The following is a 20,477-nucleotide window of genomic DNA, read 5'->3' as shown; positions in this document are numbered from 1 at the left end:
CCTACCGGGATACGGCTGCGGGGGCCGCCGCGGCGTCGGGTCCGGCTGCGGCCTCGATGCCCAGCTGCCGGACGGCCGCATCGGCCGTCTGCTCCAGCAGCACGGCAATGGTCATCGGTCCGACGCCGCCCGGCACCGGGGTGATCAGGCTCGCGCGCGCACTGGCGGACGCGAAGTCGACATCCCCCACGTTCCCGGGGTTGTAGCCGGCATCGATCACCACCGCCCCCGCCTTGATGTCCGCACCCTGGATGAACCGGGGCCGCCCGACCGCCGCGACCAGCAGATCGGCCTCCCGTACGACCGAGCCCAGGTCGGCGGTCCGCGAATGGCAGTACGTCACCGTCGCGTCGCGCCCGAGCAGCATCATCCCCACCGGCTTGCCGAGAATCGCACTCCGGCCGACAACGACCGCCCGCTTGCCCGCGGGATCGACGCCGTACTCGTCCAGCAGCCGCATGATGCCGCCGGGCGTACAGGACGCAAAGCCGCCCGGCAGCCCGAAGCTCATCGTGGCGAACGAGTGCGTCGTCACCCCGTCGACGTCCTTCTCCGGCGCGATGGCCTCGAAGGCGGCCCGCTCATCGATGTGCGGCCCGACCGGATGCTGCAGCAGAATCCCGTGCACCCCGGGATCCCCGGACAGCTCCGTGAGGGCGCCGACCAGCTCTTCGGTGGTGGTCGCGGCCGGCAGTTCGAGGTGCCGCGACCGGATCCCGGCCTTCGCACACCGGGAACGCTTCATCCGGACGTAGGTCACCGACGCGGGATCCTCGCCCACCAGCACGGTTGCCAGACACGGTGTGACGCCGGTCTGCTCCGTGAGGGATGCCGCGACGGCCGCACTCCGGTCGACGATCCGGCGGGCAAGGTCACGCCCGTCCATGAGTTGGGCGCCGTGCGCCGGCGTGTGCGGCTGGTTCGGGGACTGGTTCTGGAGACGGTTCTGGTGCTGGTTGTGGGACCGGGCCTGGGACACGGGCTGCTCCTGCGCGCTGGCTGCGGGTCGCCCAGGCGCACGGCAGTGACGGGGTCCGTCGGGCCGCTCCCCGGTGGTGCTCCACCTCAGCGCCAGTCACGGCCCGGTAACCAGGGTAGCGGGCATGGCGGGACGGGCCGCGGGACGGGCCGCGGGGCGGGACGTCACCGATGGTCGTTCGGCCGGTGCTCTGCCTGCGCCCGCCGCGCGATATATGTCTCCAGGCCGTCCAGGATGCGCTCCAGTCCGAACTCCAGGGCCTGGTCGCGGGAGTTGGTGTCCTCGGCGGACGCGAGGGCCGCGGTGAGGGCCGGGAACCGGTCGGTGCGCCCAACGAGCAGTTCGTTCAGGAGCCCGCTCATCACCTGCTCCGGCTCCTTCGCCTGCGCGCTGCCCAGCCCCAGTGACGCCGACACCTGTGTGATGGCCCGGACATGGCCGGTCACGATGACCACGGCGTCCAGCCGCTCGCTGCCGTGGAGGCCGGTGTCCGCGAGCGCGCCGATGGCGCGTTCGGCCCAGCCGAGCTCGTTGGGTCCCATGATGCGCGGGCCGGTGGTCGCGTCCAGGAGCCAGGGGTGGCGCCGGAAGGCCGCCGCGAGCTGCTCGGCCCACGTGCGCAGCGCGCTCCGCCAGTCGCCCGGGGCGCCGCCGGCCAGGGTCGGCGGCTCGCCCATGGCCGTGTCGATCATGAGCGCGACCAGCTCCGTCTTGCCCGGGACGTACCGGTACAAGGACATCTTGGTGAAGTCCAGTTCGCCCGCGACCCGTTGCATGGAGACCGCCCCGAGCCCACCGAGGTCGGCGACGGCCATGGCCGTACGGGTGATCCGCTCCAGGCTCAGCGCCGGTTTGGGGCCACGGCTGGGCCGCTCACGCCCGCCCCACAGCAGCTCCACGCTGCCCGCCTGATCCCCGAACACGCTGGTCTTCTCGTCGTCTTCAGCCACCTCCGCATACTAAAACTGTTTCCGGGGTACACAAATAAGTGTCCGTCGGATACAGTTTCTTCTGTCACCGTCCGCCGCGACGGACCGCTCGACATGGGGGAGTGCGAAATGACGCATCCGCATCCGCAGACGCAGACGCAGCGAACGACGACGGCCGGGCGGCCGGTCGGCGGGCAGACGGTGCTGATCTCGGGGGCGAGCGTGGCGGGCCCGGCCCTGGCCTGCTGGCTCGCGCATTACGGATACCGCCCCACCGTGATCGAGGTGGCCCCCGCCCTGCGCGGTGGCGGCTATGCGGTCGACTTCCGCGGGGCGGCGCACCTGTTCGTACTGGAGCGCATGGGCCTGCGGGAAGAGCTCGAACGCCGGGCCACGGGCGGCAGCCCCATGGCCTTCATCGATTCCCGGGGCCGCCAACTGGCCGCAATGCCACCGGAGTTCGCGGGAGGCGAGCTGGAAATCCTCCGTTCGGACCTCTCCCGCATCCTCTACGACCACAGCCTGTACACCGCCACCGCCACCGCCACCGCCGCTTCCCCCTCCGCTTCCACCGAGTACCTCTTCGGCGACTCCCTGACGTCCCTGACCGAGGCCGAGGACGGCGTCCACGTCACCTTCGAACGGGGCGCGCCGCGCACCTTCGACCTTGTGGTCGGTGCGGACGGCCTGCATTCCACGGTCCGTCGGTTGGCCTTCGGCCCGGAGGAGGAATTCGTCAGCCGGCTCGGCTACTACGTCGCCGGCTGGGACCTGCCGGCCGACGCCTCCGGCCTCGCCGCTCGGCCGCTGGGCTACTCCGAGCCCGGCCGGCTGGCGTCCGTAGGGCGCACCACCCGGCGCACCGGCGAACCGGGCTACACCGGCGAGACCTTCTGCGTCTTCGCCTCCGAACACGAGCTGTCCTACGACCGACGCGACCCGCAGTCCCAGAAGAAGGCGATAGCCGAGGCGTACGCCGGAGGCGGCTGGCGCACGCCCGAGCTGATCGACACCCTGTGGGCCGCGAACGATTTCTACTTCGACGCCATCAGCCGGGTTGATGTACCGCACTGGTCCACCGGCCGCACGGTCCTCCTCGGCGACGCCGCCTACGGCGCCACGCTGGGCGGCATGGGCACCGGCTCGGCGATGGTCGGCGCCTATGTCCTCGCGGGCGAGCTGGCTATGGCCGACGGCGACCACACCAAGGCCTTCGCCCGCTACGAACAGCTCCTCCGCCCGTATGTCACCACCTGCCAGGAAGGCGGCCGGCACGTCGGCGAATTCCTGGCCCCCGCAACCCGGGAGGCAATAGACGCACGCAACGCGTCCCTGAACGACCCGGCCACCATCCAGGCCATGCTCGAACAGGGCCACACCGTCTCCGCGGCCATATCCCTCGAGGACTATCCGTCCCTGTGCCGGCGCTGACGCCGCGGCCGACCGCATGCGGCCGCGCCCCAGGCCCTGTGCCGAGCGTGCGGCGCCGACCGCGCTCTTGGCGAACGGGGCGCGGCGCGATCAGGTGCATGCCCGAGCGCTGAAGGTCGGGGTGCCGGAGTGCTCCCCGGCCCGGGGGCGGGGGGCGATGCCGCGTCAGTTGCCCGGCTCACGTGCCGGCGGCCTGCAGGAAGAGGTCGGCGTCCCCCGGTTCGGCCAGCCTGCCGAGTTCGAGCCATGAGCCGTCGGCGAAACAGATCCGGAAGGTGGCGAATCCGCGGGGCTGTCCTGGCTCGCCCACCACGCGGGCTTCGGCGGCGGCGAATGCGGTGACGATCTGAAAGTCGTGGGCCTTGGTCGGGGAGAGTCGGCGGCGGGGCGAGGCCGCCACGTGAATACGGTCGGGAGTCAGCATGACGAGGCGCTTGGCGTTCGGTGAGGAGCCGTACCAGCGCAGCAGCAACTGGCCTGCGGTCAGGTCCCAGTCTCCGTCGAAAACGCCGTTGTCCGGGCGCGCGGACTGATCACGGTCGTCAGTGCCGTGGCCCCTTGCGGCAGACGGCCGGTCGGTCTGCGGGGCTCGCTGCCCTCGTGCGGGCCTCTCTCCCCACAACCGGTCGAACTTCTCACCGGCCTTGTCGAGCACGAACATCGGGATGAAGATGAAGAAGAACGCCACCACGCCGACGTAGAACAGCCAGTGGCGACCCGGCTTGAGCCGTTGTTTCCCGGCAGCGTGGTGAACGGGCCTGGGCGGCTTGGGGATGGCCTTGTGCACCTCGCACCACACCATGGCAAGAGGCTCCTCGCCCAGGAGCTTCCGAGCTTGTCGATGAACCGCACGCGTCGCCATGCCCGCGAGTCTAAATTCACCGCAGCAGCCCGCCTCCAGGACCGACGTGCTCTTCGGGGGTGTGCGCGACAGGCGCCGGCCGCGCAATCGGTCCCGCCGTCTCGCGCGCACCAACGTATGGCGCCGGTGGGCGGATCAGGCGCCGACAACATGTCATTGCCCCGGCAGTGCAGTCCGGAATGCCGACACGGTGGCCGGGGTCTGCTGGTCGGCGGTCGTGGTGATCGTGCTCGCGAACGTCCTGGCGGCCCGGCCCTCTCAGACGCGGCTGCTGCTCGAGCCGCCGGACCGGACCATGCTGCTGTCCTGGGGCATCCCGCCACGGGCGGTCTTCCTGGCCCGGTTGTGGCTGCCCCAGCTGGCCGGCGCGGCCGGCGTGTCCACTGCGGCCTGCCTGGTCGCCGTACCGTGGCTGTCGGCATCCGAGGCCGGTGGCCGCCTGTTGCCGGCCGTTCTGGTGACCGCGGCGGGAACGGCGCTGACAGCGGCCCTGCTGCGCATCTGCGCCACCGCCGCCCTGGCCACCTCCCGCAGAACGTACTCGGTGCGCCGCCGGGCCGGTTGGACCGTCGCGGCGGGCTTCGCACTCGGGTACCTCGTCTCACCACTGGCGGCCGGGCTTTCTCCGTCCTCGTCACTGCGGCCGGAAGACGTGGCGCAAGCGGTGCGGCGCGGCGCTTCCGGCATCCGGCCCGCGCTGTGGGACGAGCTGTTCCCACCCGGCCGTCCGGGCTGGCTGTTGGCGGCGTGGTCCGCGGTGGTGTGCGTGCTGGGCATCCTGGCGTGCCTGCTGGTGCGGCGTGCCGAGGGCCACAGTTCGCTGCACCCCACGGGACCGGCGACGTCCGCCGCTGCAGCGCACATCGCCTCGCGCCCTCTCCACACCAAGGGCCTCGTCGCCGGCGTCGTGACCAAGGATCTGCTGTCCGCACGCCGCCGTTCCACGGCCGTTACCGGTCCGCTGTATCGCGTCTGTGTGCTCGGCCTCGGACTGGCCGCGCTCGGATGCGGCGTGCGGGTTCGCTACGGTGCCGAGCTGCCGTGGTCGCTGCCCACCCATACGTGGGGTACCGCGGTGACGGTCGCGATGTTCCTTGCTGTGTCCGGTGTCGTCGCCCAGGTCGCCGGCGTGGAGGCCGAGCTCCGGTCTCTCGAGGTGCTGCGCCAGGCGCCGGTCCCCTTCGGCCGCATCCTCGTCGGCAAGGTCGTGGCCTGCGCCGCAGTGGCGGCCCTGCCGGTGGTCCCCGCGTATCTCGGCCTGCTGCTCGCCGCCGGTGGGCCGATGGTCCCCAGTACGGTCCTCGCCCTGCCGGTCGCTCTGCTCGCCGGAAGCTGCGCGATCGTGGCGACGGCATTGCTCGTTCCGCCGCCGGAGACCTTCCATGACGAACGAACCAACCGTTCCGGCGCCGCCGAGACGGTCGAGGGCGTGCTGACCGCGCTGCTGGCCTCGCCCTGTGCCCTGGGCCCGCTGATCGGCCATGCCCTCGGGGCACGCGGCGGCGCCGCGCTCGCATGGAACACCGGGGCCGACCTCGCCGCCCTGCTCATCCTCGCCGTGGGGCTGAGCCTCCTGGCCCGCTGTGATCCGCACTTCAGGAAGGCAACACCGTGATCGACGTCGCATCGGCCACCGTACGGTTCGGCGACCACACCGCCCTGAGCGAGGCGCAGTTCTCCGCGGCCGAGGGTGAGTTCGTCTGCCTGGTGGGCCGCAACGGCTCCGGCAAGACGACCCTGCTGCGGCTGATGGCCGGGCTGGCCGAACCCGGCACGGGCCAGGTGCGTATCGCCGGTCACGCCGCGACGGACCTGGCCGCCCGCACCGTGCGCGGCTTCGTCCAGGCCGACCCTCCCCTGTACGACTACCTCACGGTGCGCGAACAGCTCTCCTTCGTGTGCCGGCTGCACGGTGTCCGCCTCGAGCCGGCCCTGGAGCGGCTACGGCACACCGTGCTGGCGGACCGCCACGATGCTCTGGTCCGCGAGCTGTCCCTGGGCATGCGCAAGCAACTCGGCCTCGTCGCGGCCACGCTCCACGATCCCGCTCTGGTCCTCATGGACGAGCCGACGAATGCACTCGACGCCGCTGCCGTCACCGCACTGCGGGAAACCGTACGGGGCTGGCACGCGCAGCAGCGGACCCTCGTGCTGTGCACGCACGACCTCGCCTGGGCGGAAGACCTGACCGACCGCCTCCTCGTCCTGGAACACGGCCGCATCCTGCACGACGTGCGACTGGAGGACGAGACGGTCACCGCTGCCCTGCGGCGTCTGGACCCCACCGGTGCCCTCACCCGCCCCGACCCGGCCCCGGCCGCCGAGGAGTCCGTCCGATGACCGCCCCACCCGCCCCGTCGCTGGAACCCGCCGTTCACGTCGCGGGACTCCGCCGCACCTACGCCGGCCGCACCGCACTGCACCATCTCGACCTCACCGTGCCCGCCGGATCGCTCACCGCGCTGATCGGTCCCAACGGCTCCGGCAAAACCACCACCATGCGGCTTCTGCTGGGGCTGGACCGTCCCGACGCCGGCACCGGCACCGTGCTCGGCGCTCCCCTGCACCGGCCCGCCCGGTACCTGACCAAGGTCGGCGCCCTCATCGAACAACCCGCCCTCTACACCCGGCTCACCGGCCGCACCAACCTCCGCGTACTGTCCCGCCTCGCCGGTGTCGACGACGCGCACATATCCCGTGCCCTGCAGCTCACCGGCATGGATCAGCAGGCCGACCGCCCGGTGGCCACCTACTCGCTCGGAATGCGACAGCGGCTGGGCATTGCCGCGGCCCTCCTGACCGAGCCACGCCTGCTGATCCTGGACGAGCCCACCAACGGCCTCGACCCCCTCGGCACCGCACAACTGCGCCGCCTGCTGCGCACGCTGACCTCCGACGGCGTCACCGTCCTCATCTCCAGCCATCAGCTCAACGAACTCGACGCCACCTGCGATCACTTCGTCTTCCTCCACCAGGGGACGACGCTCTTCCAAGGAGACCGGAACGCCCTCGGCGCCTCCCAGCGCCCCTCCGTCGAAGCCGCTCCCGAGCACCCGACCCAACTGCCCGAGCTGGCCGATGCCTTCACCGAGGCCGGCTACCGCGCCCGGCGGCACGAGGACCACCTGCTGGTCGACACCGCAGCCGGTCGTGCCGGCGACCTGAACCGCACAGCGGCCGCCCATGGCATCACCCTGGCCCGTCTCGCGGTACGGCGCCCCACCTTGGAGGAAGCCTTCTTCTCCCTGGTGGGCCAGGGCCCGCAATCCGCCACCGAGGACGCCGGCTCAGCAGGCACATCCCAAGGACCCCATCCGTGCTGAATGCCCTCGCCCACGCGTACCGCAGCGAATGCGTCAAGACCCTCCGTGCCCGTGTCCTGGTTCCCCTCCTTGCCGGGACGGGCGCCGTCGCCGCAGCCGCCGCGGCGATCATGGTTGCGCTCACGCACGCTCCCGCGGCAGGGGGCCACGCAGCCGCGGCCTCCGTATCCGGCGGGATGCTGAAGCCGCTGCAGACGGCCACGTCCGTCCTCTGCCTGGTCCTCATGGCCGTGGCCGCCACCTCCTTCACCCACGAGTACCGGTACGGCACCTGGCGCAATCTGCTGGTCCGCCTCCCGCACCGTCCCAGCCTGCTGGCAGGCAAAGCGGCCGGACTGGTCGCACTGGCCGCCCTGGTGGCCTTGACCGCATGCCTGGCCACCGGAGCGACGGCCTGGATCACCGCCTCGGTACGGGGCCTGGACACATCCCCCTGGACCTCCGCCTCGGGCTGGTTCAGCTCCGCCTCCGCCGCCGCAAGAGTCCTGGCGGCACTCGCCGCCGGCACGCTCTACGGCGCCGCCGCCGGGCTGCTGCTGCGCAGCACCGGCGCGGCCCTCAGCGTCGTCTTCGCATGGATCCTGGTCGGGGAATCCGTCGTCACAGGACTCACCGCAGCCCGCGGCTGGACCGTCGCCGCATGGCTGCCCGGCTCTTCCCTCACCCACCTGGCCTCCGACGCCCATTGGGCACCCGCTGCCCTCTCCGCCGCCCTCTGGTGCGCCGTGTGCACGGCCGGGAGCGTCTGGCACTTCAACCGGACGACCAGGCTCGGATGAGGGTGCGCAACGGGCTCGCGGCCTTCTCCTCATCCGTCTCTGTCGTCTCCTCGTCCGTCAGATCGACAGTGCCCCGGGGAACATCCCGTGACCGGCCCCCGGCACCGTCACGGCCAGCCAGCCGTGGCCGTTCATGGGCGTGTCCTCATCGATCCGCTCCGGATCGACCGTCACCTGGTGGGCGACCTCGTTCGCGTTCCACGCACAGGAGGCGTTGGGCTCGTACATCCCCGGCTCCCAGAGCGGATCGTTCGTCTGCGGCTCCTCCCACGGCAGCGGCTCGCCCGTCCATGCGGGTTCGAGATAGGTGCCGTGCGAGCGGATCACCCGGCCGTCCTCGGCGATCGCCCAGAAGTGCGCGTCGTCATAGCCGTCGTGCTCGTAGTAGTGGGCCTGCCCGCAGTGCTCGCTGACCCGCTTCAGCAGCCGGAGGTCGCCGCCGCCCGGCGGAAGGCAGTCCTGCACGGGCCGGCCGAACACCATCCGCCAGCCGGAGAACTCCGGGGTGATGAAGACCCGGTACGCCGTCAGCGCCTCATCGCCCGGCCCCGGCAGTTCGGCCCGGTAGTGCTCCATTGCGGACATGCCCATCGCGATCGTCGCCGGGATGCGGTCATGCAGGCCCAGCGCGGGGAATATCCCCTCGTACGTCGCGGCCGGTACCGCGAGCCATGCGGTGGGCCACAGTTCATCGAAGGGCCGGTCGTCGAGCAGCTTGATCCGCACAAGCCGTTCCAGCGCGGCGCGATCACCGGCCGTCAGCTCGTCACCTGCACCAAGCACGGCGAGCGCATGAAGCGCTGGCCGACGCAGCCCGCCGGGGCCGTCCCGGCGGATTGCCAGCAACTCCGGCACAACGCCCCGTCCGATCGAGGTCAGTTCCTTCCTCGCCTGCCAGACCTCCCGGCTGTCACCCAGCCTGTGCAGCAATGACATCAGTGTCCCTCGGCTCATGGTGCCCGACCTTAGGCCTGACCCGTCGAACACGAAGAGGAGACCCGGACGCTCCGTCCCGAGGGCCCGGCTCTGCGCCTACATACGCCCTGACCAGCAAAAAGACCCTCCCGAAGGAAGGGTCTTGGAGAGCGCCCCCGGCAGGACTCGAACCTGCGGCCAAGTGCTTAGAAGGCACCTGCTCTATCCACTGAGCTACGGGGGCCGGGCGGTGGAGGTGGATCACGGACCGCGGACAAGGATAGGGGCCCGGGTGCCTCGTACCGGTTGCTTCACCTCCGTGGCACGTTGTGGAGGTTCGGTGAAGCGAACCCGATAATCGCAGGCAGGTACGAATCCTGCACCGCTTTTGGCGTCTCGTGCGCCGGGTGTTGTGCACTCGTTATGCCTGCGTCTCAGTTGTCCCGATCGTCTCATGGGTTACTCGTCCCGTTCTGTACGGGTTCTTGTGGCGCACACACAGGTCTATACGCTTCAAAAACCCAACGAAATTGGGCATTCTGCACATGTGGCGACCTTGGACGTACGACCCCGGCTCATTGATGCGCTGTCCGTACTGCGCGACAGCGTCGACGCCGCACGCTTTCCGCTGCCACTACGGGGCGCCGCCCGTGCCCGGCGCAACCGGGCCGAGCTGCTCGCCCAGCTCGACGACTATGTGATTCCCCGGCTCCGGGCGCCGCAGGCCCCGCTGCTCGCCGTCATCGGCGGGTCCACCGGGGCGGGCAAGTCCACCCTGGTCAATTCGCTGGTGGGGCGGCGGGTCTCGGAGGCGGGGGTGCTGCGGCCGACGACGCGGACGCCGGTGCTGGTCTGCCATCCCGACGATCACCGCTGGTTTGCCGGACAGCGGGTGCTGCCGCAGCTCACCCGGGTCTGGGTGCCCGAGCAGGACGGCGGCGAGGGGACGGGGGCGGACCGGCGGTCGCGCGGGGAGGCGGCGTACGACTACGACGACGCGGCGGGCGGCTACGGCGCGGACGGGGGCGCGGGCGAGCCGGGGATGCCGACGGTGCGGATCGAGACGGATCCGGCGCTGCCCAGCGGACTGGCGCTGCTGGACGCCCCGGACATCGATTCGCTGGTCGCGCGGAACCGGGAGCTGGCCGCCGAACTGATCTGCGCGGCGGACGTGTGGGTGCTGGTCACCACCGCCGCCCGGTACGCGGACGCGGTGCCCTGGCATCTGCTGCGCACGGCCAAGGAGTACGACGTCACGCTGGTGACCGTGCTGGACCGGGTGCCCCACCAGATCGTCACCGACATCTCCGCCCGGTACGCCGAACTCCTCCATCACGCCGGGCTCGGCCACGTCCCCCGGTTCACCATCCCCGAGCTGCCCGAATCGGCGGGTGGCGGGAGCGGACTGCTGCCCGCCACGGCGGTCGCGGCGCTGCGGGACTGGCTTGAGCGGCATGCCCAGGACCCCGTCGCCCGTAGCGCGGCCGCCGACCGTACGGCCTGCGGGGTGATCGCCTCGCTGCGGAGCCGGCTGCCCGCGCTGGCCGGTGCGGCCGCCGCCCAGCACGCCGCGGCGCTGCGGCTGACCGGCCGGGTCGAGGAGGCGTACGAGCGGGCCGCGGAGCGGGTACGGCGGGAGGTCGCGGCCGGCGAGGTGCTGGCCGGTGACGCGCGCGCCCACTGGCGCGACCACCGGCTCGGCGGGCGGCCGGACGAGTTGCTGGATGCGCTGACGCAGGGTCTGACGTCGCTGCTGGCCTGCGCCGTCGAGGAGGCGGACGAGCGGGCCGCGGAGGCCTGGCGGCGGGATCCGGCGGCCGAGGAGATCGCGGTGACGGCGGCCGCGGGCGCTGCGGGCGCGGGCGAGCGGCTCGGTGTGGTCGTGCGGCGCTGGCGGCGCTGCCTGGAGGAGCTGGCGGAGGAGGAGCGGGGCGAGGCGCGGGGCGGGCCGGGCGGCGAGCGGGCCGGGTCCGTGGAGCCGGAGGAGTCGGCGGCGCTGCTGGCCACGGCGCTGCTCGGCGGCCGGCGCGCCCGTACGGCGGGGGAGAACCTCGCCGAGCTGCTGGGCGCCCAGGCCGCGCTGCGGCTGTGCGACCGCGGCAGCCGGCTGCTGGTGACGTACCTGGAGCGGGCCCTGGACGGAGAGCGCGAGCGGCGGCTGGCCCCTCTGGACCGGCTGGCCGTACCGCCCGACCAACAGGCCGGGCTGATCGCCGCGCTGTCCGTTCTGCAGAGGGAGAAGGCGCGGGTGCCTGACGAGGAGAGGGTGGTGTCGGGGTGAGGGATTCCGAGGCGGGCGCGGAGCGGGCGGGAACATGGGACGACGGGTTGATCGCCCGTCGGGTGACGGGAGGGGAGGGCGCCCGGCCGGGGGCGCGACGGCAGGTGTCCGGGCCGCGCGGCGGTTCCTCCGCCGGGCCGCTCCCGGCGGTGGATCCCGGCCGGGACGCGGCCGTCGAGGCGGACGCGGCCGTCGAGGCGGCCATGGACTGTGCGCTGGCGGTGGACGTGGTGGTGGACACGCGGGCGGCAGGCAGACCGGGTGGCGGTCGGGACCGCGGCGCGCAGGGCGGTGCGTACGGCGGGCTGCCGGCGCGGGCCAGAGGCGCCCGGACGGCCGAGCTGCGGGCCCGGCTGGACGCCCTGCGCGAGCTGATCGCGCTGTCCCGGACCCGGCTCGACGGCGAGACGCTGGACGAGGCGGGGCGGGTGCTGGACGCGGCGGGGGAGCGGTACCGGCTCTCCGGGGAGCACACCGTGGTCGCCCTCGCAGGGGCCACCGGAAGTGGTAAGTCGTCGCTGTTCAACGCGCTGGTGGGGGCGAACCGTTCACAGGTCGGGGCGCGCCGGCCGACGACCTCGGAGGCGGTCGCCTGCCTCTGGCCGGGCGGGCCGCCGGGGTCGGACGGGCTGCTGGACCGCCTGGGCGTGCCGGAGTGGCGCCGCAACCTCGCACCGGACGCCACCCCCGGGCTGGACGGGCTGATCCTCCTCGACCTGCCCGACCACGACTCCTCCGACACCGGCAACCGCGCCCAGGTGGACCGGATGCTGAAGCTGGTGGACGCGGTGATCTGGGTGGTGGACCCGGAGAAGTACGCGGACGCCGTCCTGCACGAGCGCTATCTGCGCCCGCTGGCGGGCTACGCCGAGGTCATGTTCGTCGTCCTCAACCAGGTGGACCGGCTCCCCGGGGACGCCGCGGACCAGGTGGTGGACGATCTGCGGCGGCTGCTGGACGAGGACGGGCTGGCGCTCGGCGAACACGGGGAGCCGGGCGCGGCGGTGCTCGCGCTGTCCGCCGCGACCGGCGACGGAGTGGCGGAACTGCGCGATGCACTGGGCCAGTTCGTCATGGAACGGGGCGCGGCGGACCGGCGGCTGGCGGCGGACGTGGACGCGGCGGCCGAGCGGCTGCGGCCGGCGTATGTGACGCAGACCCGCGTCGCCCTGACCGAACGGGCCCGCGCGGAGTTCGAGGACCGGCTGGCCGACGCGGTGGGCGCGGTCGCCACCGGGCGCGCGGTGGAACGCGACTGGCTGCGGCACGCGGACCTGGCGTGCGGCTCGCCCTGGTCCCGGATGCGCAAGCGGCGGCGGGTGGCGGGGGAGGAGCGGCAGGACACCGCCATGCAGCACTCCGTGGCCGGGCAGGGCCGGCCGTACCGGACGGGAGCCGCCGGAGCGTGCACGGGGAAGCAGCCGGACGGCCGGGCGGCGGCGCGGCCGGTGGTGGAGCAGGCCGTACGGATTGTGGCGGGCGAGGCGGCGCACGGGCTGCCGGCGCCCTGGGCCCAGGCGGTGCGCGAGGCGGCGGGCCGGGGCGCGGAGAGCCTGCCGCCGGCGCTGGACAGGGTGACGGCCGATGCCGAACAGTCCCTGCGCGGCGGGTCGGCCGGCTGGCCGCGGTGGTGGACGGTGGCCGCCGCGCTCCAGGGGCTGCTGCTCGTCCTGCAGGTCGTCGGGCTGCTGTCGCTGCTGGGCATGCTGGTCGGGGTGTTCGACATGGCGGAGTGGTTCTCCGCGCTGCTGCCCGCGGTCATCGGGTCGGTGGGCGGCCCGGCGCTGGCGTGGCTGTGCCGGGTGGCGGCGCGCGGCCCGGCCCGGCGGTACGGGCAGGAGGCCGAGCGGCGGCTGCGGAGCGCGGCGGCGGGGTGCGGCCGGGCCAGGGTCCTGGAGCCGGTCGCGGCCGAGCTGCTGCGCTATCGCGAGGTGCGCGAACAGTACGCGGTGGCGTCGGGCGCGTAGCGCATTCCCCCTCCCAGGTGGCCGAGTTGTCCACAATCGGGTCGTCGTCCACAGCCTTCCGCGACGCTCGCCGATTCCGTACAGCATGGAATCGGCGCGCCGGAGAGGGCGCGCAAGAGAGCGGGGGAGACTGCGGTGAACGACACGATGGTGACGCTGGTGGGAAATGCCGCGACGGCGGTGGAGCACCGGCTGACAACGGCGGGGGTGCCGGTGGCGCGGTTCCGGCTGGCGACGACGGTCCGGCGCTACGACCGGACGCGGGAATGCTGGACGGACGGGGAGACGAGTTTCTATACGGTCCGTTCCTGGCGCGGCCTCGCCGACAATGTCGCCGCATCCGTGGCGGTCGGTGAGCCTTTGGTGGTGCAGGGGCGGTTGCGCGTACGGGAAGGTGAGCAGCCGCCCGAGCGGGGCGGACAGCGCTGGTTCTCCGCGGAGGTCGACGCCGTCGCCATCGGCCACGATCTCGCCCGCGGCACCGCCGCATTCCGCCGGGTCACACGGGTGCGTACGGATCCGTTGCCACCGCAGCAAGGGGATCCGGCCGGGGCTCCAGAGGCCGGTCCGGCCGCCGAAGTGCCCAACGCCCCCCATGAACAGACGGCCTGAGGATGCGTCAGTGGTATCGCACAAGAAGTGCCACCAGCGCCGTTGGCGCCCTTACTTGCCCCTCACTGCCCCGATAAGTCCCGGGGATTTATCGATAATGCCAGGTGGGGATGCCTGGTGTCGGTAACGATTGCGATTCGGATCGCTTATGGGATGCCATTCCCGGGGACCCGGCTGCGCCCGCTCCATAGGATCCGACGAGTACTCACGGGGGCCGACGAGTTCGGCTGTTGAGTCCTTCAGGATCTTTCCGGCGAGGCACCTTCCCCCATTCGACCGCCTCGCCCAAGAGGGGAATTTCATGCTTGCGATGAAAAGGCGGGGCGCAGCCCGTCTTGCCGCTGCGGTCGTGGCCTCCGGCCTGATCGCGGCGGGTGCGATAGCCACCGCGGGAACCGCCGCGGCGGATGACACGCCCCCCGCACAGGGAGGTGCCACCGCGACGCTCGGCGGTCTGAAGACCTTCGACCAGGCGATCGTGCACGCCGACGGGCAGGACCAGCGCGTCGGTGCGGGGCTCTTCGAGATGTCGGTCGACAACGGCGGCACGCTGCAGACGTACTGCATCGACATCCACAACCCGACCCAGCAGCAGGCGAAGTACCAGGAAGTGCCCTGGAGCGCCTCGTCGCTGCACAGCAACGGGGACGCCGGCAAGATCCGCTGGATTCTGCAGAACTCGTACCCGCAGGTGAACGACCTGGCCGCGCTCGCCTCCAAGGCCCACGCCGGGAACCTCACCGAGAACACCGCCGCGGCCGGCACCCAGGTCGCGATCTGGCGCTTCTCCGACCACGTGAAGGTCGACGCGGCCGACCCGGCGGCCGAGAAGCTCGCCGACTACCTCGAGAAGCGCGCGCAGAATCTCGCCGAGCCCAAGGCCTCGCTGACGCTGGACCCGCCGGCCGTCTCCGGCAAGTCCGGCAGCAGGCTCGGCCCGGTCACGGTCCGCACCAACGCCGACAGCGTCACGGTCTCCCCGGCCGCCGACCTGCCGTCCGGTGTGAAGGTCGTCGGCAAGGACGGCAAGCCCGTCACCAGCGCCGCCAACGGCACCCAGCTGTTCTTCGACGTGCCCAAGGGCGCCGCCGACGGCAGCACCTCGCTGACCGCCCAGGCCGCCACCAAGGTCCCGGTCGGCCGCGCCTTCACGGGTATCGGCGAGCACGCCAAGAGCCAGACGCAGATCCTGGCGGGCTCCAGCGAGTCGACGGTCTCCGCGGCCGCCACGGTCTCCTGGAAGAAGCAGGGCGCCATCCCGGCGATCACCGCCGAGAAGAACTGCGCCAAGGGCGGCGTGGACGTCACCGCCAGCAACAAGGGCGATGAGGCGTTCCGCTTCCAGCTCGCCGGCAAGGACTACGCGATCGCTCCCGGCAAGTCGCAGACGGTGACCGTGCCGGTCGCCGAGGACCAGCCGTACGAGATCACGATCAAGGGAGCGGGCGGCTTCAAGAAGACCTTCTCCGGTGTCCTGGACTGCAAGACCGCCGGCAGCGGCGGCGGCAAGCCCACCCCGCAGCCCAGCCCGGCCTCGGCCGGCGGCACCAGCGGCGGCCACGGCACCGACCTCGCCGAGACCGGTTCCAGCAACGCCACCCCGATGATCGCGGGCATCGCGGTCGCCCTGGTCCTGGTCGGCGGCGGCGCGGTCTTCTTCCTCCGTAAGAAGAAGGCCACCCAGTGACGCAGGCGGTGACGCCCCGGTGACACCGGGCGACCGCACACCGGTCACACAGTGACCGAGCGGTGCCCGGCGAACCACCCGACGGCCCCGGAGCGCGTGTTCGCTCCGGGGCCGTCGGCATACGCGTTTCCTTCCGGGTGCGGCCGTACGGCAAGATGGGTGTATCTGCCCTCGCGCGGCCACGCCGCACCATGGCCCGGGCGGCGGACCCGCACACAGACCTGATAGATCCTGAAGATCCAAAACTGCCGGACGGTTTCTCTTGGCTGAGTACATCTACACGATGCGCAAAGCGCGCAAGGCGCACGGCGACAAGGTCATCCTCGATGACGTGACGCAGAGCTTCCTGCCGGGCGCGAAGATCGGTGTCGTGGGTCCCAACGGCGCCGGTAAGTCCACGGTGCTGAAGATCATGGCCGGTCTTGAGCAGCCGTCGAACGGTGACGCGTTCCTCTCCCCGGGCTACACCGTCGGCATGCTCCTCCAGGAGCCGCCGCTGGACGAGTCCAAGACCGTGCTGCAGAACGTGCAGGACGGCGCTTCCGAGATCATGGGCAAGCTCCATCGCTTCAACGAGGTCGCCGAGCTGATGGCGACCGACTACTCCGACGCGCTGATGGAGGAGATGGGCAAGCTCCAGGAGGACCTCGACCACGCCAACGCGTGGGACCTGGACACCCAGCTCGAGCAGGCCATGGAAGCGCTGGGCTGCCCGCCCGGAGACTGGCAGGTCACCAATCTCTCCGGTGGTGAGCGCCGCCGCGTGGCGCTGTGCAAGCTGCTGCTCGAGGCGCCCGACCTGCTGCTCCTCGACGAGCCCACCAACCACCTGGACGCCGAGTCCGTGCAGTGGCTGGAGCAGCACCTCGCCAAGTACCCCGGCACCGTCGTCGCCGTCACCCACGACCGGTACTTCCTCGACCACGTCGCCCAGTGGATCTGCGAGGTCGACCGCGGCCGCCTGCACGGCTACGAGGGCAACTACTCCAAGTACCTCGAGACCAAGCAGGCCCGTCTCAAGGTCGAGGGCCAGAAGGACGCCAAGCGCGCCAAGCGCCTGAAGGAAGAACTGGAGTGGGTCCGCTCCAACGCCAAGGGGCGGCAGGCCAAGTCCAAGTCGCGACTGGCCCGTTACGAGGAAATGGCCGCCGAGGCCGACAAGATGCGGAAGCTGGACTTCGAGGAGATCCAGATCCCGCCGGGCCCGCGTCTGGGCAGTGTCGTCGTCGAGGTCGAGAAGCTGAACAAGGCCTTCGGCGAGAAGGTCCTGATCGACGACCTGAGCTTCACGCTGCCGCGTAACGGCATCGTCGGCGTGATCGGCCCGAACGGCGCCGGCAAGACCACGCTGTTCAAGATGCTCCAGGGCCTGGAGACCGCGGACTCCGGCGACATCAAGGTCGGCGAGACCGTCAAGATCTCCTACGTCGACCAGAGCCGCGAGAACATCGACCCCAAGAAGACCCTGTGGGCCGTGGTCTCCGACGAGCTGGACTACATCAACGTCGGCCATGTCGAGATGCCCTCGCGGGCGTATGTCTCCGCGTTCGGCTTCAAGGGCCCCGACCAGCAGAAGCCGGCCGGGGTGCTCTCCGGTGGTGAGCGCAACCGCCTCAACCTGGCGCTGACCCTCAAGCAGGGCGGCAACCTGCTCCTCCTCGACGAGCCGACCAACGACCTCGACGTCGAGACCCTGTCCTCGCTGGAGAACGCGCTGCTGGAGTTCCCGGGCTGCGCCGTGGTCGTCTCCCACGACCGCTGGTTCCTGGACCGCGTCGCCACGCACATCCTGGCGTACGAGGGCGAGTCCAAGTGGTTCTGGTTCGAGGGCAACTTCGAGTCGTACGAGAAGAACAAGATCGAGCGCCTCGGTGCGGAAGCGGCCCGTCCGCACCGCGCCACGTACAAGAAGCTGACCCGGGGCTGAGCAGCGTGCGACACCTCTACTCCTGCCCCCTGCGCTGGTCGGACATGGACGCGTTCGGCCACGTCAACAACGCGGTGTTCGTCCGCTACCTCGAAGAGGCGCGGATCGACTTCATGCGCCGGCTGGCGCCGGGGGACGGCAGCCCGTCGTTCACGGGCGGATCGGTGGTCGCGCGGCACGAGATCGACTACGTACGGCAACTGGTCCACCGGCACTCCCCGGTGGACATCGAGCTGTGGGTGACGAAGATCAGTGCCGCGTCGATGACGATCGCGTACGAGGTCAAGGACGAAGAAACGCTCTACCTGAGGGCCTCGACGGTCGTCGTCCCGTTCGACTTCGCGCAGGAGCGCCCCCGCCGCATCACCGCGGAGGAGAAGGCGATCCTCAAGGAGTTCCTGGACGACGCCTCGCGTCAGGAGGGGGCCGTCGCCCGATGACGGCGCTGCGTCTGGCCGATGCCGGGGAGGCGGCGGATCTCGCCGCCTTCCTGGCCCGGCTGATCCATTACGACCGCGCGGCCGCGGTACGCCTCCAGGCCGCCGGCGGGGCCCTCGCAGTCTTCGGCCGCCCGCCGTCCTTCGAGGTGCTGGCGATCCGTACGGCACGGCTCGCCGACACCGCGATCACCCTGGACATCACCGTCTCGGCGGGGGAGCTCCTCGAGGGCGTCGAGGCATCGGCGGAGGGCGTGCTGAGCGTGCCCGCCGCCGTCACCGGCCCGCCGTGGGCCGGGCTGCTGCCGCCGCGCGGCGGCTGGCAGCGGGTGCCGGGTCTGCCGGAGCCGGAGGCCCTGCTGCGCGCGGTGGCCGGCGCGGTCGCCGAATTCCGCGCCCGCGACGCGGAGCTGCCGCCCCAGCACCGCACCCGCGCCGAACGCGACCGGATCGGCCGGGAGATCTGGTCCCGCACGCTCGGCGACACCCACCTCCCGCTGCGCGCCGCGCACGCCGCCCAGTCGCTGGGCTTCCTGCGCCCCGCGCGCTCGGCGGCCTTCGCCGGCGGCGTACCGGGCGGCGCCCACACCCCGCAGCCGGGGCACCAGCAGCTGACCCTGCTCGCCGCGGCCGGCTGGCTGCGCCTGAGCACCCCCTACGGATCGATTGCCGTACGGACCGGCGGCGCGCAGGGGCAGACGGGGCTGTCGGGGATCACGGTCACGCCGGTCTGAGCGTCCGGCCGTTACCCAACTGCCGCCCGTTGCGCGGCAGTCGGGCCGTTCGGTCAGTGTTCAGTCCGCCGTGTTGATCATCGAGGCGGCGGCGTACGTGAGGTAGTTCCACAGCGTCGTCTCGTGTTCCTCGGTGAGCTCGAGGGAATCGACGGCATCGCGCATGTGCCGCAGCCAGGCGTCGTGCGCGGCCTGGTCGACGGTGAACGGGGCGTGCCGCATACGCAGCCGGGGGTGGCCGCGGCCGTCGCTGTAGGTGCGGGGGCCGCCCCAGTACTGCATCAGGAACAGTGCGAGGCGTTCCTCGGCCGGACCCAGGTCCTCCTCCGGGTACATCGGCCGCAGCAACGGGTCCTCGGCGACGCCCTCGTAGAAGCGGTGCACCAGACGCCGGAAGGTCTGCTCGCCACCGACCTGTTCGTAGAAGGTCTGCTCCTGAAGCGTGCCGCGCGGAATCTTGTTCACCCGTCCATGGTGGCAGATGCGGCGAGGGGCGTGACCCGAAAGGTCACGCCCCTATAGTGCTAGCCGCGCCTCACGGTCAGCGTCGTCCAAGCACCGACGTGCACCCGGTCGCCGTCGTGCAGCGGCACCGGTACGTACGGCTGGATCGGGTCCTCGGCGAGGTTGACTGTCGTGCCGTTGGTGGAGTTCTGGTCCACCACCGCCCAGCTGCCGTCCTGCTGCTGCACCAGCAGCGCGTGCTGGTGCGAGACGCCCGGATCCTCCGGCGGACGGCCCAGATCGACGTCCGGGGCCTCGCCGGTGCTGTTGCGGCGGCGGCCGATCGCGATCTGGCCGTTGGCGAGCGGGAGCACCTGCTCGGGGGAGTACGCGGGCAGGTTGAGCCCGGCCGCCTCCGGGCCGCTGCGGCCCATCATCGCCATGAAGTACTCGCGGTCCGGCGCGATCGCCACCACCCAGCCGTCACCGACGACCGGCGGCGGACCCTGCGGCGGCGCCGCGGGGCCCGGTCCGGGACCGCCGTTCCACTGCTGCTCGGGCGGTGGCCCCTGCTGCGGCTGCTGCTCGAACGGCGGCTGCGGCTGGGGGTCGTACGGGCCGGGCTGCTGCTGCTCGTACGGCTGCTGCTGCGGCTGCTCGAACGGCGGCTGTTGCTGCGGCTGCTCGTACGGTGCGGGCTGCTGGGGCTCGTACGGACCCGGCTGCTGCGGCGGGAACGGCGCGGGCGGCTGCTGCTGCTCGAACGGTGCCTGCGGGCCGGGGCCGGGGGCCGGCGGTGCCATCGGCGGGGCCGCGGCCTGCTGGGCGCCCGGTGGGTTCAGCGTCCAGTCGTCGCCCTGCTGCGGCGGCGGGGGGCCGGGCATGCCGGGTCCGGGCATACCGGGCGGCGGGCCGGGCTGGCCGGGGAAGCCACCGGGGCCGGGCTGGCCGGGCGGCGGGCCCTGCTGCGGCTGCGGCTGGGGGTCGTACGGGCCGGGCTGCTGCTGCTCGTACGGCGGTGGCTGCTGCGCGTACGGCTGCTGCTGCGGGTGCTGCTCGAACGGCTGCGGCGGCTGAGGCTGCTGTGGCGCGGGCGGCGGGAAGCCGTAACCGCCCTGGGTGCCGGGACCCGGAGCGGGGCCGGGGCCGGGCGCCGGCGGCGGGAAGCCG

At 72.0% G+C, this 20,477-nt stretch carries 18 protein-coding genes, 1 tRNA gene and 1 riboswitch; of the genes, 12 read left to right on the top strand and 7 right to left on the bottom strand.

The window, feature by feature from the left end; translation table 11 throughout:
• Position 1: 1 nt before the first annotated feature.
• The gene (locus AB0D04_RS31130) at positions 2–886 is read right to left on the bottom strand and encodes a bifunctional 5,10-methylenetetrahydrofolate dehydrogenase/5,10-methenyltetrahydrofolate cyclohydrolase (RefSeq protein ID WP_362710054.1); all 885 of its coding nucleotides are present in this window, start codon (positions 884–886) and stop codon (positions 2–4) included.
• A gap of 115 nt (positions 887–1,001) precedes the next feature.
• Positions 1,002–1,089, bottom strand: a riboswitch (ZMP/ZTP riboswitch).
• 54 nt (positions 1,090–1,143) lie between these two features.
• Complete coding sequence (locus AB0D04_RS31125) at positions 1,144–1,929, bottom strand: TetR/AcrR family transcriptional regulator C-terminal domain-containing protein (protein WP_362710014.1); 786 nt, start codon at positions 1,927–1,929, stop codon at positions 1,144–1,146.
• 180 nt (positions 1,930–2,109) lie between these two features.
• Here AB0D04_RS31125 and AB0D04_RS31120 point away from each other — a divergent pair, with 180 nt between their 5' ends.
• Complete coding sequence (locus AB0D04_RS31120; RefSeq protein WP_362710051.1) at positions 2,110–3,339, top strand: FAD-dependent monooxygenase; 1,230 nt, start codon at positions 2,110–2,112, stop codon at positions 3,337–3,339.
• 178 nt (positions 3,340–3,517) lie between these two features.
• Here the strand turns inward: AB0D04_RS31120 and AB0D04_RS31115 are convergent, their stop codons facing one another.
• Positions 3,518–4,201, bottom strand: a complete 684-nt coding sequence (locus tag AB0D04_RS31115; protein WP_362710011.1) for a hypothetical protein — start codon at positions 4,199–4,201, stop codon at positions 3,518–3,520.
• Between the two features lie 190 nt (positions 4,202–4,391).
• Between AB0D04_RS31115 and AB0D04_RS31110 the strand changes: the two genes are divergently transcribed.
• Genes AB0D04_RS31110 through AB0D04_RS31095 form a run of 4 tightly spaced genes read left to right on the top strand, consistent with a single transcriptional unit; the run spans position 4,392 to position 8,303 of the window.
• Complete coding sequence (locus AB0D04_RS31110; protein WP_362710009.1) at positions 4,392–5,816, top strand: hypothetical protein; 1,425 nt, start codon at positions 4,392–4,394, stop codon at positions 5,814–5,816.
• On the top strand, positions 5,813–6,541 hold the full coding sequence (locus AB0D04_RS31105; RefSeq protein ID WP_362710007.1) for an ABC transporter ATP-binding protein: 729 nt from the start codon (positions 5,813–5,815) through the stop codon (positions 6,539–6,541). Before AB0D04_RS31110 ends, AB0D04_RS31105 begins: the two co-directional genes overlap by 4 nt.
• Positions 6,538–7,524 (top strand): ATP-binding cassette domain-containing protein, encoded by a 987-nt coding sequence (locus AB0D04_RS31100; RefSeq protein WP_362710005.1) that lies wholly within the window; start codon positions 6,538–6,540, stop codon positions 7,522–7,524. The genes AB0D04_RS31105 and AB0D04_RS31100 overlap by 4 nt, the downstream gene beginning before the upstream one ends.
• The gene (locus AB0D04_RS31095) at positions 7,518–8,303 is read left to right on the top strand and encodes an ABC transporter permease (RefSeq protein WP_362710003.1); all 786 of its coding nucleotides are present in this window, start codon (positions 7,518–7,520) and stop codon (positions 8,301–8,303) included. The genes AB0D04_RS31100 and AB0D04_RS31095 overlap by 7 nt, the downstream gene beginning before the upstream one ends.
• Positions 8,304–8,360: 57 nt before the next feature.
• On the opposite strand, the gene AB0D04_RS31090 is transcribed toward AB0D04_RS31095, so the two are convergent.
• Positions 8,361–9,257, bottom strand: a complete 897-nt coding sequence (locus AB0D04_RS31090; protein ID WP_362710002.1) for a hypothetical protein — start codon at positions 9,255–9,257, stop codon at positions 8,361–8,363.
• Between the two features lie 132 nt (positions 9,258–9,389).
• Positions 9,390–9,462: transfer RNA gene (locus AB0D04_RS31085), tRNA-Arg, on the bottom strand.
• 312 nt (positions 9,463–9,774) lie between these two features.
• Here AB0D04_RS31085 and AB0D04_RS31080 point away from each other — a divergent pair.
• The 7 genes from AB0D04_RS31080 (at position 9,775) to AB0D04_RS31050 (ending at position 18,863) form a co-directional block, all read left to right on the top strand.
• Positions 9,775–11,499, top strand: coding sequence for a GTPase domain-containing protein (locus AB0D04_RS31080; protein ID WP_362710049.1), 1,725 nt, complete (start codon positions 9,775–9,777; stop codon positions 11,497–11,499).
• Entirely contained in the window at positions 11,496–13,466 is a 1,971-nt protein-coding gene (locus AB0D04_RS31075; RefSeq protein WP_362710000.1) for a GTPase, read from the top strand. Before AB0D04_RS31080 ends, AB0D04_RS31075 begins: the two co-directional genes overlap by 4 nt.
• A gap of 135 nt (positions 13,467–13,601) precedes the next feature.
• Positions 13,602–14,078 (top strand): single-stranded DNA-binding protein, encoded by a 477-nt coding sequence (locus AB0D04_RS31070; protein WP_362709998.1) that lies wholly within the window; start codon positions 13,602–13,604, stop codon positions 14,076–14,078.
• Positions 14,079–14,379: 301 nt separating this feature from the next.
• Positions 14,380–15,765 (top strand): LAETG motif-containing sortase-dependent surface protein, encoded by a 1,386-nt coding sequence (locus AB0D04_RS31065; protein ID WP_362709995.1) that lies wholly within the window; start codon positions 14,380–14,382, stop codon positions 15,763–15,765.
• A 262-nt stretch (positions 15,766–16,027) separates the two neighbouring features.
• Positions 16,028–17,692 carry an energy-dependent translational throttle protein EttA gene (ettA, locus tag AB0D04_RS31060; RefSeq protein WP_362709993.1) on the top strand — a complete coding sequence of 555 codons (1,665 nt, stop codon included), beginning with the start codon at positions 16,028–16,030 and terminating at the stop codon, positions 17,690–17,692.
• Positions 17,693–17,697: 5 nt separating this feature from the next.
• A complete protein-coding gene (locus AB0D04_RS31055) occupies positions 17,698–18,132 on the top strand; it encodes a thioesterase family protein (RefSeq protein WP_362709991.1) in 435 nt (144 codons plus the stop codon).
• Entirely contained in the window at positions 18,129–18,863 is a 735-nt protein-coding gene (locus AB0D04_RS31050; RefSeq protein ID WP_362709989.1) for a hypothetical protein, read from the top strand. The genes AB0D04_RS31055 and AB0D04_RS31050 overlap by 4 nt, the downstream gene beginning before the upstream one ends.
• Positions 18,864–18,923: 60 nt before the next feature.
• Here the strand turns inward: AB0D04_RS31050 and AB0D04_RS31045 are convergent, their stop codons facing one another.
• Both AB0D04_RS31045 and AB0D04_RS31040 read right to left on the bottom strand, forming a co-directional pair.
• A complete protein-coding gene (locus tag AB0D04_RS31045; RefSeq protein WP_362709987.1) occupies positions 18,924–19,328 on the bottom strand; it encodes a globin in 405 nt (134 codons plus the stop codon).
• A gap of 59 nt (positions 19,329–19,387) precedes the next feature.
• Positions 19,388–20,477, bottom strand: a 1,090-nt coding sequence (locus AB0D04_RS31040) for an FHA domain-containing protein (RefSeq protein WP_362709984.1), incomplete at its 5' end; no start/stop codon positions are given.

It is taken from the genome of Streptomyces sp. NPDC048483, assembly GCF_040651455.1.
GTDB lineage: Bacteria > Actinomycetota > Actinomycetes > Streptomycetales > Streptomycetaceae > Streptomyces.
The sequence above is the reverse complement of the archived record's forward strand: the minus strand, read 5'-3'. Positions and strand labels throughout refer to the sequence as shown.